Origin of the sequence: Vibrio galatheae (assembly GCF_000967545.1) — a bacterium.
Classification (GTDB): Bacteria; Pseudomonadota; Gammaproteobacteria; order Enterobacterales; family Vibrionaceae; genus Vibrio; species Vibrio galatheae.
In genome coordinates, this window is record NZ_JXXV01000015.1 from 1 (window position 1) to 14371 (window position 14371).

14 protein-coding genes are annotated in these 14371 nt (G+C 45.2%); 12 read left to right on the top strand and 2 right to left on the bottom strand.

Going from position 1 to position 14371, the window contains the following annotated elements; all coding sequences use genetic code 11:
* Window positions 1–56 precede the first annotated feature (56 nt).
* Entirely contained in the window at window positions 57–3020 is a 2964-nt protein-coding gene (gene rne, locus TW81_RS08105) for a ribonuclease E (RefSeq protein ID WP_045955211.1), read from the bottom strand.
* Between the two features lie 572 nt (window positions 3021–3592).
* On the opposite strand from rne, the gene rluC reads away from it, so the two are divergent.
* Window positions 3593–4537, top strand: coding sequence for a 23S rRNA pseudouridine(955/2504/2580) synthase RluC (rluC, locus tag TW81_RS08110; protein ID WP_045955212.1), 945 nt, complete (start codon window positions 3593–3595; stop codon window positions 4535–4537).
* Between the two features lie 159 nt (window positions 4538–4696).
* Here the strand turns inward: rluC and TW81_RS08115 are convergent, their stop codons facing one another.
* The gene (locus TW81_RS08115) at window positions 4697–5278 is read right to left on the bottom strand and encodes a Maf family protein (RefSeq protein ID WP_045955213.1); all 582 of its coding nucleotides are present in this window, start codon (window positions 5276–5278) and stop codon (window positions 4697–4699) included.
* Between the two features lie 147 nt (window positions 5279–5425).
* On the opposite strand from TW81_RS08115, the gene yceD reads away from it, so the two are divergent.
* The 11 genes from yceD to tmk all read left to right on the top strand — a co-directional run bounded on the left by yceD (window position 5426) and on the right by tmk (window position 14371).
* Window positions 5426–5953, top strand: a complete 528-nt coding sequence (gene yceD / locus TW81_RS08120; protein WP_045955214.1) for a 23S rRNA accumulation protein YceD — start codon at window positions 5426–5428, stop codon at window positions 5951–5953.
* Between the two features lie 30 nt (window positions 5954–5983).
* Complete coding sequence (gene rpmF, locus TW81_RS08125) at window positions 5984–6154, top strand: 50S ribosomal protein L32 (RefSeq protein WP_004414666.1); 171 nt, start codon at window positions 5984–5986, stop codon at window positions 6152–6154.
* A 9-nt stretch (window positions 6155–6163) separates the two neighbouring features.
* A complete protein-coding gene (gene plsX, locus TW81_RS08130; protein WP_045955215.1) occupies window positions 6164–7189 on the top strand; it encodes a phosphate acyltransferase PlsX in 1026 nt (341 codons plus the stop codon).
* 5 nt (window positions 7190–7194) lie between these two features.
* Window positions 7195–8175, top strand: a complete 981-nt coding sequence (locus tag TW81_RS08135) for a beta-ketoacyl-ACP synthase III (RefSeq protein ID WP_045955216.1) — start codon at window positions 7195–7197, stop codon at window positions 8173–8175.
* Window positions 8176–8259: 84 nt separating this feature from the next.
* Complete coding sequence (fabD, locus tag TW81_RS08140; RefSeq protein ID WP_045955217.1) at window positions 8260–9183, top strand: ACP S-malonyltransferase; 924 nt, start codon at window positions 8260–8262, stop codon at window positions 9181–9183.
* A 27-nt stretch (window positions 9184–9210) separates the two neighbouring features.
* Complete coding sequence (gene fabG / locus TW81_RS08145; protein ID WP_045955287.1) at window positions 9211–9945, top strand: 3-oxoacyl-ACP reductase FabG; 735 nt, start codon at window positions 9211–9213, stop codon at window positions 9943–9945.
* Window positions 9946–10251: 306 nt separating this feature from the next.
* Window positions 10252–10485 (top strand): acyl carrier protein, encoded by a 234-nt coding sequence (acpP, locus tag TW81_RS08150; protein ID WP_004406112.1) that lies wholly within the window; start codon window positions 10252–10254, stop codon window positions 10483–10485.
* 90 nt (window positions 10486–10575) lie between these two features.
* Window positions 10576–11817, top strand: a complete 1242-nt coding sequence (gene fabF, locus TW81_RS08155) for a beta-ketoacyl-ACP synthase II (protein ID WP_045955218.1) — start codon at window positions 10576–10578, stop codon at window positions 11815–11817.
* A 111-nt stretch (window positions 11818–11928) separates the two neighbouring features.
* On the top strand, window positions 11929–12732 hold the full coding sequence (gene pabC / locus TW81_RS08160) for an aminodeoxychorismate lyase (protein ID WP_045955219.1): 804 nt from the start codon (window positions 11929–11931) through the stop codon (window positions 12730–12732).
* Window positions 12729–13745, top strand: coding sequence for an endolytic transglycosylase MltG (gene mltG, locus TW81_RS08165; RefSeq protein WP_045955220.1), 1017 nt, complete (start codon window positions 12729–12731; stop codon window positions 13743–13745). Before pabC ends, mltG begins: the two co-directional genes overlap by 4 nt.
* Complete coding sequence (gene tmk / locus TW81_RS08170) at window positions 13742–14371, top strand: dTMP kinase (protein WP_045955221.1); 630 nt, start codon at window positions 13742–13744, stop codon at window positions 14369–14371. Before mltG ends, tmk begins: the two co-directional genes overlap by 4 nt.

Consider the following 14371-nt stretch of genomic DNA (forward strand, 5'->3'; position numbering starts at 1 on the left):
TAACTGATCGGCATTACTCGCTAAGAGGCTGTTTTTAACTCAACATATATGACTAATTACTGAGGTTTAGTCATTGCCGCGCCTGCTTGGTTGCGAGCAACTTGGCTACCAGCGCCACGGGATTGGTAACGCTGTTCTTTAAATGGTGCAGCAATCACAGTGATTTCTTTCATCTCTGTGCAACCTGGTGCTTTAGCCATAGGTGCAAAAGCATGACCTTTAAAGTTTTGTGGAACAACAATATCTGAAGTGTCTGCTTGCGCGTCTGCTTCTGGTTGTTGAACTTCAGCAACAACCGCTTCGGCTTCTATTTGAACTGGCTGTTCAATCACCTCGGCTACCGTTTCGATAACTTCAGGTGTTTGTTCAACTTCTGGCTCAACTGATACCACTGTCTGTTCGACTTCCACTTGTGCTTCAACAGCAGGTTGTTCGCGGCGGATAATTACTTTACCCATTGCCATTTCTGGACAAGCGAAGCCGCCTAAAGTAGCAACCGTTGTCTCTACAACAGGAGTCTCAACTTTATCTGCTTTTTTCTGCTTAGGTTCTGGTTTGGTAATACCGTAGCTTGGCATTACTTTACCCATTGCCATCTCTGGAGAAGCAACCCCACCTTTGCGTAGGCGGAATGGGTTAGGGCGACGATCACGACCACGGCGACGACGTTGACCGCTAGCACGCAGGTGACGTGGCGAGCGACGATTGCGACGTTGCTTTGGCTGCTCTTCCGCATTGTCAGCTTCGGTCTCAAGTACTTTGTCTTCAACCGTTTCCGCCTTCGCTTCTACCGCAACTTGTTTGGCTTCTTCGTTGGCTTTTGCCTGTGCAGCTTGGTCTTTGACTCGCACTTGCTTAGAAAGTTTACGACGTTGGCGGCGCTCTTTCACGTTAGCGGTTTTCTCTTCCGCACGTTCTTTACGCATATCAGGTTTGTCACCTTGCTGCGCGTCAGCGGCTAGTTTTAAACCTTCTTCAGCAACTTTGCTTGCCTTAGTCTCATCGCGTTTGTTACGACGATCCTGTTTCGGCTTACGATTTTGCTGTTTACGCTCGTTTGACTTCGCTTCTGTTGTCGCTTCGTCACGTGTGTTTTTACGCTTGTTATCGCGTTTATCATCGCGGTTGTCACGGTTCTCACCACGACCTTCAGCACGATTGTCACGATTACTACGACGACGATTGTCGTTACGGCCACGACGGTTGTTGTTGCGGTTATTACGATTGCTTTCTTTACGTTCCTGAGGTTTTTGCTCTTCTTGATTCTCTTCTTTCGCTGAACCAAAGAGGAAGCTACCTAAGGCTTTAAAGAAACGACTTACAAGGCCCGGCTGAGAATCTTGTGTTTCTTCCACTTTCTTCTCTGGCGCTTTAGGCGTTGGTTTTGTCGGCGCTGGAGCAGATTGGCTTGGCGCTGCAAAGCCTTTTAGTGCAGGCTCTTCAATCTTTCTTGGCTTAGCTTCGGCTTCAACCGCGGTTTCTTTTCCTTCTGCTTCCTTCATGGCTTCTAGCTTGCTAGGTAGCAGGTAAGACAGCAGATCAAACTCTTCACCTTCACGGACACGGATAACATCGAAATGAGGTGTTTCCATATCTGAGTTAGGCACAACAGTAATCTTAACTTCTTGAATACGTTCAATGTGGTTAATTGAACGGCGCTTTTCGTTAAGTAGGTACGAAGCAATTGGCACAGGGACTACGGCCAATACTTGCGCAGTGTTGTCTTTTAGCGCTTCTTCTTCGATCAGACGAAGAACAGAAAGTGCGAGAGATTCGTTGTCACGAACAACACCAGTACCGCTACAGCGAGGACAGATGTGGTGACTCGCTTCTGCCAACGATGGACTTAGACGCTGACGAGACATTTCTAATAGGCCAAAACGAGAAATTCGACCAATTTGTACTCGAGCGCGATCCATACGAACAGAATCACGAAGACGGTTTTCAACTTCACGTTGATGACGAACAGGCGTCATATCGATGAAATCGATAACCACAAGACCACCTAGATCACGCAAGCGAAGTTGACGAGCAATCTCTTCAGCGGCTTCTAGGTTGGTATTTAAGGCGGTTTCTTCAATATCGCCACCCTTTGTCGCACGGGCAGAGTTGATATCGATAGAAGTTAGCGCTTCGGTTGGATCAATAACGATAGAACCACCAGAAGGTAGACGAACTTCGCGCTGGAACGCAGATTCAATCTGACTCTCGATCTGGTAGTGGCTAAATAGTGGAACTTCACCGTCGTATTTCTTAACACGATTGACGAAATCAGGGCGAACTAGACGGATATGCTCTAGAGCGCGTTCGTAAATTGTGTTGCTGTCGATAAGGATTTCACCAATATCACGGCGTAGATAGTCACGAATCGCGCGAACGATGACGTTACTTTCTTGGTGGATGAGGAAAGGTGCCGCATTTGAATCAGAAGCTTGTTTAATGGCTCCCCAATGATTCAGCAGTACGTTTAAATCCCACTCAAGCTCTTCTGCACTTTTACCTACACCCGCAGTACGTACGATTAGACCCATACCTTGTGGCAGTTCTAATGTGCTTAGCGCTGCTTTCAGTTGAGTGCGTTCGTCACCTTCGATACGGCGAGAAATACCGCCAGCTCGAGGGTTGTTTGGCATAAGAACAAGATAGCTACCCGCTAGAGAGATAAACGTAGTAAGAGCAGCGCCCTTGCTACCGCGTTCTTCTTTCTCTACTTGTACGATGACTTCTTGGCCTTCAGTCAGCACTTCTTTAATGCTTGGACGACCTTGGTAAGTGTAACCTTCGGGGAAGTATTCGCGGGCAATTTCTTTAAGAGGGAGGAAACCGTGTCTTTCTGCACCGTAGTCAACGAAAGCCGCTTCTAGGCTTGGTTCGATGCGAGTGATACGTCCTTTGTAGATATTTGCTTTTTTAGATTCATGTCCAGGGCTTTCGATATCCAAATCATATAAGCGCTGACCATCAACCAAAGCAACACGCAACTCTTCTTTTTGAGTTGCGTTAATTAACATTCTTTTCATTGATAAATCTCGTTGTCATTCTTTTGTTGTTCTTGTCACTGTGATCGCTTTTTCATGGCGCCAGATCCCATGGCTTAATCGGTGCAGCCTCCCGGCTGGAGGGATGCTCTGGGGCGCTTCAGTCTCACAAACTTTTCTCGTTCAGCTTGTGCGCCGCATCGGCGGCGATAAACACTCAACATGATGAGCGACGAGTAGGGTGACAAGTTTGTTAATTCCAAAAATGTCTTACGCCGTGTGCTGCACTTTGGTAAATTAACGGGCTACTCAATGTATTGCTCAAATATGAGTTGGTTTGTGTAAAATGCAACCAAATCATAAATTGCAGGTGTGAACTATAGCAGTACCCACTAAACTCAGCAATCTGCTTTATAATAAAACGCTAAAAAAGCTGATTTTATTTATCGTAAGTTTCTGTTTTGTAAGTTTTATTAAGAGTGTTTTTGAAAATTGCCATAAAACTGATGGATTTTTATTCGTAGCGGATTTTGAATCCACTCTTGTCCGGCAATTTTCCATATTGTTGCGAAGAAAATGTGAATCTGCGCAACTTAGAGTGTTAGAATAAGTCCATGAGTGAAATTAGAACAAAAGTCCAATTTGTCGATATTGACGACGATATGGCGGGGCAGCGTGTTGATAACTTCTTGCGCAACCAACTGAAAAGTATCCCTAAAAGCATGGTTTATCGTATTTTGCGTAAAGGTGAGGTGCGGGTAAACAAAAAGCGTGTCAAAGCAGAATACAAACTTCAAGCCGGTGATTTAGTCCGTATTCCTCCTGTGACTATTGAAGATAAGCCTGAAGAAGTGGCGCCAAGTACTAAGCTAAATAAAGTGGCTGAGCTAGAAAGCATGATTATCTATGAAGATGATCACATGCTCATTCTCAACAAGCCATCCGGCACAGCGGTTCACGGTGGTAGCGGACTGAAGTTTGGTGCAATAGAGGCTTTGCGCGCGCTGCGACCAGACGCTAGGTTCTTGGAGTTAGTCCATCGTATAGACCGAGACACTTCAGGCATTTTGCTTGTCGCGAAGAAGCGTTCAGCACTGCGTCACCTTCAAGCACAATTTCGAGAGAAAACGGTGCAGAAGTATTATTTTGCTTTGGTGATGGGCGAGTGGAAAGCAAGTTGCAAGAAGGTCAATGCTCCTTTACTGAAAAACGAAGTGAATAGCATAGTACGCGTCAATCCAAATGGTAAAGCGTCTGAGACACGTTTTAAGATCATCGAAAAATTTGCCAACGCAACACTTATTCAGGCCAGCCCGATTACGGGGCGAACCCATCAAATTCGTGTTCACACGCAATATACGGGCCACCCAATTGCATGGGATGACCGTTATGGTGACCGACGTTTTGATGCTTATACAGGTAAAGTCGGTTTAGACCGTTTGTTCCTTCACGCGGCTAACATCAAGTTTCAACATCCGGCTAATGATGAGTGGATGGAGATTAATGCGCCAATGGAGCCTAAGTTAGAAAAGACTTTGGCTGGATTGCGTAAGCTTTAAGCACTCCGTAATTTCAATGCTATTTTGTAGCGCCTACGAGAAGGAAATCTATCGAGATTTCCTACTCGCTAAGCGGAGTTTAAGCTCATAAGCCTCTCTAGTTTGAAGGGGCATTGATTGTTAAAGTTATCAGTCACGCTTATTGCACTTTTTATTTGCTTACAATACGTCGATGCCTTGCGTTGCCAGCATATCAATCAAATCTATTAAAGGTAGACCAACTAAGGTGTTGGGATCTTTACCTTCTAAGCGCTCAAACAGAGCAATACCTAATCCTTCGCTTTTAAAACTCCCTGCACAGTAAAAAGGCTGCTCTTTATCAACATAGTGTTCGATCTGTTTACTTGTCAGGTTTCTAAAGTGAACAGTAAAGGTATCCACTTTACTATCTGTGCTACCTGTTTGCGTATTGTGCAGCGCTAAACCAGTAAAAAACTGGATCGATCGACCGCTTTGTTTAGTGAGCTGCGCTATGGCGTTTTCACGCGTGTGGGGTTTGCCTATGATTTCGCCATTAATGACACATACCTGATCGCTGCCAATGACTAAGCTAGTTTGCGATACTTGGCAGGATTCTGCTTTACCTATTGCCAACCTTTTAACTAACGCTTGTGGCGACTCGTTTTCCAACGGTGTTTCGTCAAAATTAGGAGAGGCGGTTTTAAACTCAATCGCTAGTTTATTGAGCAGCTGTTTACGATATGGCGAAGTTGAGGCTAAAACTAGTTGGTAATCTGGCATTTTTCTTTACAATCAAAACATGAGTGGTGAGAGCTTAATTTATATTATGTGTTTGATCCTAGCTCTATTACTGATAAGGAAAAAAAGTACAACTTTTTACCCTTTTTCTTTGACTCAAAACGATTTGGAAGATAGAATTCGCGCCCTATGCAAAAGGTAAAAATACCGCGTACGATTGATCCATCACGCGCTGCCCAGAAGCGACTAGATGTTGAAGGTATTATTCAAATCAGTCTCTTTAAGCGCTTAGAGGAATCAGTCGAAGGCGTTAAACGCGACGCCCAAGTGTCACTGTCATTTGACTTAGATGAGCAGCGACTCGTTGTTATCTCTGGTAAAGCTAACATCGTAGTCGACTTAGAGTGTCAGCGCTGTAATGAGGTTTTCGCACATGAGTGCGATGTCCAATTCACTTACACACCGTATTACGGTGAGAAGACTGAAGAGGAAGCACCGGAAGAGTACGATTTGGTAGATCTGAACGAGTACGGTGAATTAGACCTAATACAGTTAGTTGAAGACGAGTTCATTCTAAACTTGCCTCAAATAGCAATGCACGAAGAAGCGGATTGTAGCGTTGATTCAGATAATATGGTGTTTGGTGAGATTCCAGAAGAAATTGTGGAAGAAAAGAAACCGAATCCATTTGACGTTTTAAAAAGCTTAAAGAAGTAATTCTTTAATACTTACATAGGAGTAGGGTCAATGGCCGTACAAAAGAGCAAGAAATCACGTTCAATGCGTGGCATGCGTCGTTCACACGATGCCCTAACTACAGCAGCACTTTCTGTAGACGCAACTTCAGGTGAAACTCACCTACGCCACAACGTAACTGCTGAAGGTTACTACCGTGGCAAAAAGGTTATCAACAAGTAAGGTTGACCTTTGCAAAATATAACCGTTGCACTTGATGCAATGGGCGGGGATTTCGGTCCTCGCGTCACAGTGCCTGCCGCCGTGCAGGCACTGTCGCATTTCCCAGAGCTAAAAGTGATCCTAATCGGTGATCAAAACGCGATCACAACTCAATTATCATTACTTGGTTATCAGCCGAATGCTCGTCTGAGTATTCAACATGCAGACCGAGTGATCTCCAACACAGAAAAACCTTCTCTCGCATTACGCAATCATCAAGGTACCTCTATGGGTACGGCGCTTGATCTTGTTGCCGACCAACAAGCAGATGCCTGTGTCAGTGGTGGAAATACTGGCGCGCTGATGGCTTTATCTCGCTTTAAGTTGAAATTGTTGCCTGGGATTGAACGTCCGGCATTGATTTCTGCTTTGCCTACTGCAGCGGGCAACAGAACTTGGATGTTGGATCTTGGCGCGAATGTTTCTAGTGACGCCGATTCTTTATTTCAGTTTGCCGTCATGGGCAGTGCACTGGTTGAGCAGTACTTGCCCAGCCCACCTCGAGTGGCGATTCTTAACATCGGTGCTGAAGAGATAAAAGGCAACGACCTCGTTAAGCGCTGCGCAGAAATGCTAGAAAATACCCGTTCAGTCAACTTTGTTGGCTATATTGAAGGTAATCAATTACTCCATGATGCCGCAGATGTAGTTGTCTGTGACGGTTTTGTGGGCAATGTTTGTTTGAAGACCTGTGAAGGCACTGCGCAACTTTTTATTGATAAACTGAAATCCAGTATGATGTCTTCATCGATAAAGGATTGGATTGCAAGAAAATTGTTTTCCGGACTATTTAATGAGCTAAAAACATTGAACCCCGACCAGTATAACGGCGCAAGTTTGCTAGGATTGCGCGGCATTGTCATAAAAAGCCACGGAAATGCTGACGTGGATGCCATCATCAATGCAGTTGGTGAGGCGCTACACGAGGTCAAAAGGCAGGTCCCAAGCCGTATTAGCGATCGTTTGGAAGCGGTATTACTCGAGAGGCATTATTAGTCTTCATGTATAGCAAAATTTTAGGTACTGGCAGCTACTTGCCATCTCAGGTGCGTTCAAACGCAGATCTAGAGAAAATGGTAGATACAAGTGATGAGTGGATTGTAACTCGTACTGGTATTAAAGAGCGTCGCATTGCAGCTGAAAATGAAACGGTTGCAGACATGGGATACCAAGCGGCAAAAAATGCTATCGAAATGGCAGGTATCGATAAAAACGATATTGATATGATTCTGGTAGCGACCACTAGTGGTTCTCACGCATTCCCTTCGGCGGCATGTCAGGTACAAGCATTACTAGGTATTAAGCATTGTCCTGCTTTCGATATGGCAGCGGCGTGTTCTGGTTTTGTTTACGCGTTATCGGTTGCTGATCAGTACATCAAAACAGGGCACTGTAAGAACATCCTCGTCATTGGTGCGGATGCGCTGTCTAAAACCTGTGATCCTAATGACCGTTCGACGATCATTCTATTTGGTGATGCTGCTGGCGCAGTGGTTGTTGGTGCCAGTGAAGAGCCAGGCATTCTATCGACTACCATCAACGCAGATGGCCGTTTCGGTGATCTACTAAGCCTTAAATTCCCTAACCGCCGCGATGAGTTGCCGGGTAGTTTTGAACACAGCGATGATATCAATAGCTGGTTGCACATGGCGGGTAATGAAGTATTTAAAGTTGCAGTGACTCAGTTGTCGCGCCTTGTTAAAGAGACGCTAAAAGAAAATGGTATGGACAAGTCTGAACTCGACTGGCTGGTTCCTCACCAAGCGAATTTACGTATTATTTCTGCGACAGCGAAGAAGCTTGCTATGTCTATGGACCAAGTGGTTGTTACACTTGACCGCCATGGCAATACATCGGCAGCAACGGTACCAACAGCACTGGACGAAGCGGTTCGCGATGGGCGTATTCAGCGTGGTCAAACGCTACTACTTGAAGCATTTGGTGGCGGTTTCACTTGGGGCTCAGCTCTGGTGAAGTTCTAATCAACAGAATTCAAAATTAAGATGCCATATATGGCATCTTTTCTTTCTTCTTTTATTTAAAGAAACGGTTTTAAGGAAAAGAAAATGAGCAAGTTTGCTATCGTATTTCCCGGTCAAGGTTCGCAAGCAGTTGGTATGCTGGCAGAACTTGGTGAACAGTATGACGTAGTTAAACAAACATTTGCTGAAGCGTCTGACGCTCTGGGCTACGACCTATGGGCACTAGTTCAAAACGGTCCTGCTGAAGATCTCAATCAAACGCATCGTACTCAGCCTGCATTGCTAGCATCTTCAGTTGCAATCTGGCGTGTATGGCAAGAGCTTGGCCTCGAGCAACCAGCTAACCTAGCAGGTCACAGTCTGGGTGAATATTCAGCACTAGTATGTGCTGGCGTTATTGATTTTAAACAAGCGATCAAACTTGTTCAGCTTCGTGGCCAACTGATGCAAGAGGCGGTACCAGCAGGCACAGGCGCAATGTACGCCATCATCGGTCTGGATGATGATGCGATTGCTAAAGCATGTGAAGAAGCGGCTCAAGGTGAAGTGGTATCACCAGTTAACTTTAACTCACCAGGTCAAGTTGTTATTGCTGGTAGCAAAGATGCGGTAGAACGTGCTGGTGCACTATGTAAAGAAGCGGGCGCTAAGCGTGCACTTCCTCTACCGGTATCAGTGCCTTCTCATTGTGCACTCATGAAGCCAGCAGCAGATAAGCTAGCGGTTGCTCTGGAAGAGATCGAATTCAACGCACCTCAGTTCCCTGTAATCAACAACGTTGATGTTGCAGCGGAAACGGATCCAGCGAAAATCAAAGATGCGCTTGTACGTCAGTTATACAGCCCAGTTCGTTGGACTGAGAGCGTGCAACTGATGAGCGAGCAAGGCGTTGAGAAATTACTAGAGCTTGGCCCTGGTAAAGTATTGACTGGCCTGACTAAACGTATTGTTAAGACGCTAAGCGGCGCTGCAGTCAATGATACTGCATCTTTAGACGCTGCTAAGTAATTAAGAACTTAAGGAATAACGAAGATGATGAACCTAGAAGGCAAGATTGCTCTAGTAACTGGTGCAAGCCGCGGTATTGGACGCGCGATCGCTGAACTTCTTGTTGAGCGCGGTGCAACAGTAATCGGTACTGCAACGTCTGAAGGTGGCGCTGCTGCTATCAGTGAGTACCTTGGTGAAAATGGTAAAGGTCTGGCACTGAATGTAACTGACGTTGAGTCTATCGAAGCAACACTTAAGACTATTAACGATGAGTTCGGTGTGATCGACATTCTAGTTAATAACGCTGGTATCACGCGCGATAACCTATTAATGCGTATGAAAGACTCAGAGTGGGATGACATCATCGACACCAACCTGACACCGATCTTCCGTATGTCGAAAGCGGTACTGCGTGGCATGATGAAGAAACGCGCTGGTCGTATTATCAACGTAGGCTCTGTTGTGGGTACTATGGGTAATGCAGGTCAGGCTAACTACGCGGCAGCGAAAGCGGGTGTAATTGGTTTCACTAAATCAATGGCGCGAGAAGTGGCTTCTCGTGGCGTAACGGTAAACACAGTTGCTCCTGGTTTTATCGAAACGGATATGACGAAAGCACTTAACGACGACCAACGTGCAGCAACACTTTCGAACGTACCAGCAGGTCGTCTAGGTGACCCACGTGAAATCGCTTCAGCGGTTGTGTTCTTGGCTTCTCCTGAAGCAGCGTACATTACTGGTGAAACTTTGCATGTAAATGGTGGTATGTACATGGTGTAAATCGCTGACCTTGCAGAATTAATGAACTTTTTCATGAATTTTCATTCAAATATCTGCTGGTGGAGTGAATTTGTACCTAATCTCACCAACTTGGCTATTTATTGTCATAAAAATAGCCTATAGTTTGGGTTTCTTGATAAGAATGTGCGCAAGATTTGTGCATGATTTAAGTCAAAAATGTATTGAATTTCGGTTAAAATCGCTAAAATTGTGGTTTGACCAGCAAGGTCCCCCTTGCAACTTTCGGCAGTTCGAATAAACTACTGAATCATCGCATTAGGCGAAATCTGTAAAGGAAAAGAAAAAATGAGCAACATCGAAGAACGCGTAAAGAAAATCATTGTTGAACAGCTAGGTGTGGACGAAGCTGAAGTTAAGAACGAAGCTTCATTCGTTGACGATCTAGGTGCTGATTCTCTAGACACTGTTGAACTAGTAATGGCTCTAGAAGAAGAATTTGACACTGAGATTCCAGACGAAGAAGCTGAGAAAATCACTACTGTTCAAGCTGCAATCGACTACGTAAACAGCGCTCAGTAATATCTCTCCCAGGCGGCCTTCTGGCCGCCTGTGTTCTTTTAAACCCTTCTATCCTTCCATAGAATCATTTCAATTCCGGAGAATAAAATCGTGTCCAAGCGTCGTGTTGTTGTCACTGGCATGGGTATGTTGTCACCGGTAGGCAACACCGTAGAATCATCTTGGAAAGCCCTGCTAGCAGGTCAAAGCGGTATTTCGAATATCGAGCACTTTGACACTGAAAATTTCTCTACTCGTTTTGCGGGCTTAGTGAAAGACTTTGACTGTACTGAATACATGTCTAAAAAAGATGCACGTAAAATGGATCTCTTTATCCAATACGGCATCGCAGCGGGTATCCAAGCTCTAGAAGACTCTGGTTTACAAATCAATGAAGAAAATGCTGCGCGCGTTGGCGTTGCCATCGGCTCTGGTATCGGCGGCCTAGATCTTATTGAAACAGGGCACACTGCTCTTGTCGAAAAAGGTCCACGCAAAGTCAGCCCATTCTTCGTTCCATCAACCATAGTTAACATGGTTGCAGGTAACTTATCTATTATGCGTGGTCTTCGCGGTCCTAACATCGCGATCTCGACGGCGTGTACTACCGGTCTTCACAATATTGGCCATGCAGCTCGTATGATTGCATATGGTGATGCAGAAGCTATGGTTGCAGGTGGTGCAGAAAAAGCATCGACGCCACTTGGTATGGCGGGCTTTGGTGCAGCGAAAGCGCTTTCTACCCGTAACGATGAGCCACAAAAAGCTTCTCGCCCTTGGGACAAAGACCGTGACGGTTTTGTGCTTGGTGACGGTGCGGGCGTGATGGTACTTGAAGAGTACGAACATGCTAAAGCTCGTGGCGCTAAAATTTACGCCGAGGTTGTTGGTTTCGGTATGTCTGGCGATGCTTACCATATGACTTCACCTAGTGAAGATGGTTCTGGCGGTGCGTTAGCGATGGAAGCTGCGATGCGTGACGCTGGTATCACAGGCACTCAAGTAGGTTACGTGAACGCTCATGGTACGTCTACGCCTGCGGGTGACGTGGCTGAAATCAAAGGTGTTAAGCGAGCCTTGGGTGAAGAAGGATCTAAGCAAGTTAAGGTTTCTTCGACTAAGTCAATGACAGGTCACCTGCTTGGCGCTGCTGGCTCGGTAGAAGCCATCATCACGGTTATGTCTCTTGTTGATCAAATCGTTCCACCGACGATTAACCTAGACAACCCTGAAGAAGGTTTAGATATCGATCTGGTACCACATACAGCAAAAGAAGTATCGATGGAGTACGCTATTTGTAACTCGTTCGGTTTCGGTGGTACTAACGGCTCTTTAGTATTCAAAAAAATCTAAAGTTACTGCTTGCTAGTGAATTTTAAACGGCTTATTGCTTTGGCATTAAGCCGTTTTGTTATTTAATGGTCAGTGAAATCACCATAATTTAAAGCTGTATAAGGATATGACATGTTCATGGTCAATGGAGTTAGATCGGACTCAATCTCGCTCACCGATCGTTCTTTTCAATATGGAGATGGCTGCTTTACCACCATGCTGACGCGTCATGGTCAAATCTCCTATTGGGATTTGCATATCCAACGAATGAATGCCTGTTTAGACGCTATTCATATTCCACGTCCCAACTGGGATACGAATAAAGTTTGGTTGACTGAAATGGCGTTAAGCGACGACAAAGCGGGATTGAAACTGCATATTAGTCGTGGCGAGGGCGGGCGTGGATATAGCCCTACTCAAGTGACCTCACCAAATGTTACCATTAGCGCCTTCCATTATCCGGCTCATTATGAACAATGGCGTCAACAAGGTGTTGAGTTGGGTATATGTCAATTACGTTTGGGTCATAATCCTCTGCTTGCAGGTCACAAACACAATAATCGTTTAGAGCAGGTTTTGTTAAAAGCGGGGCTAGAGCAACAGTCTTTTGACGACGGTATCGCGCTCGATATAGATGGTTATGTAATTGAAACGACAATGGCGAATCTGTTCTGGCGCAAAGAGGACACTTTGTTTACGCCTTTAATCGATAGAGCAGGTGTCAGTGGGGTTATGCGTCGAGTCATTTTAGAGTGGGCAAGCAAACAAAATATCGCTGTTCAAATAGGTAGGTTCAAATTGCCCGATTTGCTTGATGCTGATGAAGTGTTTATTAGCAACTCGATTCTAGGTGTCACCCCAGTACGATCCATTGAATCAAAAAGTTTTGATATTGGAATAACAACTAAACGAATTCAGGAGATGATCGACTCGTGATTAAGAAAATCACTCTCTTTTTGCTATTTGTCACAGCGTTGGCGGCAGGTGGTTATATCTATACCGCTAAGCAAGTTGACCAGTACATAAATCAACCCCTTCAACTGGACACGCCGCAAATCTTCACGATTAGTTCAGGTACGAGTTTTAATCGCGTACTGCAGAATCTAACAGAGTCAGAAATGATCAGCAGTAGCGATTTTGCGAAATTGGTGCGCCGTTTTCACCCTGAACTGACTCAGCTTCGTGCCGGTACTTATTTATTGGAAAGTGGTATTACGCTCAAAAATGCGCTAGAGCAGTTTAAACAAGGTAAAGAGCATCAGTTTGCGATTACTTTTGTTGAGGGTTCTACCTTCAATGAGTGGCGAGATATTCTGCAAAATACGCCTTATCTAGAGCATAAGCTTAGCGGTTTAAGTGAAGCTGAAATTGCACAGAAATTGGGTATTCAGAACAAAAAACTCGAAGGCTTATTTCTTGCGGAAACCTATCACTATACGTTTGGTGCGTCTGACTTTGATATTTTGCAGCGAGCAGCCGACAAGTTACAACTGGTGTTAGATGAACATTGGGCTACTCGCCAAGACAAACTGCCACTTAACTCCGCCTACGAAGCCTTAATTCTTGCTTCTATTATTGAAAAAGAAACAGCGGTGGAGTCAGAAAGGGAGCGCGTCGCGGCAGTATTTGTCAATCGACTGAATAAGCGCATGCGCTTACAAACGGATCCAACCGTTATTTATGGCATGGGCGACAAATACGATGGCAACATACGCAAGAAAGATCTGCGTACACCTACTCCGTATAACACCTATACCATTTTTGGATTGCCACCGACGCCGATTGCGATGCCTGGTGAAGCTTCAATCAAAGCTGCGCTTAACCCAGAAGATAGCAACTATCTCTATTTTGTCGCCAGTGGTAGCGGTGGACACGTCTTTTCAAAAACATTAGCCGAACACAATAGAGCTGTTCGAGCATATTTAAAACAATTAAGAAGTAACCAATGAAAAACGCCAAATTTATTGTTATTGAAGGCCTAGAAGGGGCGGGAAAAAGCTCGGCTATTAAAGCGGTTCTAGAAACGCTCAAAAGCGCAGGCGTCACAAGCATAACAAGCACTCGTGAGCCCGGGGGGACTGCGCTGGCAGAAAAACTGCGCACTTTGGTCAAACAAGAACACGAAGGTGAGCAACTGCAAGATATGACCGAACTGTTGCTGATGTATGCGGCACGGGTTCAACTGGTTGAGAATGTGATTAAACCTGCATTAGCGAGCGGAACCTGGGTCGTTGGCGACCGCCATGATATGTCTTCACAAGCCTATCAAGGTGGAGGGCGTCAGATCCCTAGCGAAACTATGTTGGCCCTAAAGCAAACCACTCTAGGTGACTTTAAGCCGGATCTAACCATCTACCTTGATATTGATCCTAAAGTCGGTTTAGAGCGAGCGCGTGGCCGAGGTGAGCTTGATCGTATTGAAAAAATGGATATGAGTTTTTTTGAACGCACTCGCGCGCGTTATTTAGAGCTAGCCAGTCAGGATGATAGCGTTGTAGTTGTTGATGCAGAGCAAAGCATAGAGCAAGTCGCCGCCGATATTTCTCATGTTATTACCCAGTGGATGAGTGCTTAG

Excerpts from the sequence above, each read along its gene's own strand:
- rne (WP_045955211.1), bottom strand. The coding sequence starts at position 3,020 with ATGAAAAGAATGTTAATTAACGCAACTCAAAAAGAAGAGTTGCGTGTT.
- rluC (WP_045955212.1), top strand. The coding sequence starts at position 3,593 with ATGAGTGAAATTAGAACAAAAGTCCAATTTGTCGATATTGACGACGAT.
- TW81_RS08115 (WP_045955213.1), bottom strand. The coding sequence starts at position 5,278 with ATGCCAGATTACCAACTAGTTTTAGCCTCAACTTCGCCATATCGTAAA.
- yceD (WP_045955214.1), top strand. The coding sequence starts at position 5,426 with ATGCAAAAGGTAAAAATACCGCGTACGATTGATCCATCACGCGCTGCC.
- rpmF (WP_004414666.1), top strand. The coding sequence starts at position 5,984 with ATGGCCGTACAAAAGAGCAAGAAATCACGTTCAATGCGTGGCATGCGT.
- TW81_RS08135 (WP_045955216.1), top strand. The coding sequence starts at position 7,195 with ATGTATAGCAAAATTTTAGGTACTGGCAGCTACTTGCCATCTCAGGTG.
- fabD (WP_045955217.1), top strand. The coding sequence starts at position 8,260 with ATGAGCAAGTTTGCTATCGTATTTCCCGGTCAAGGTTCGCAAGCAGTT.
- fabG (WP_045955287.1), top strand. The coding sequence starts at position 9,211 with ATGAACCTAGAAGGCAAGATTGCTCTAGTAACTGGTGCAAGCCGCGGT.
- acpP (WP_004406112.1), top strand. The coding sequence starts at position 10,252 with ATGAGCAACATCGAAGAACGCGTAAAGAAAATCATTGTTGAACAGCTA.
- pabC (WP_045955219.1), top strand. The coding sequence starts at position 11,929 with ATGTTCATGGTCAATGGAGTTAGATCGGACTCAATCTCGCTCACCGAT.
- tmk (WP_045955221.1), top strand. The coding sequence starts at position 13,742 with ATGAAAAACGCCAAATTTATTGTTATTGAAGGCCTAGAAGGGGCGGGA.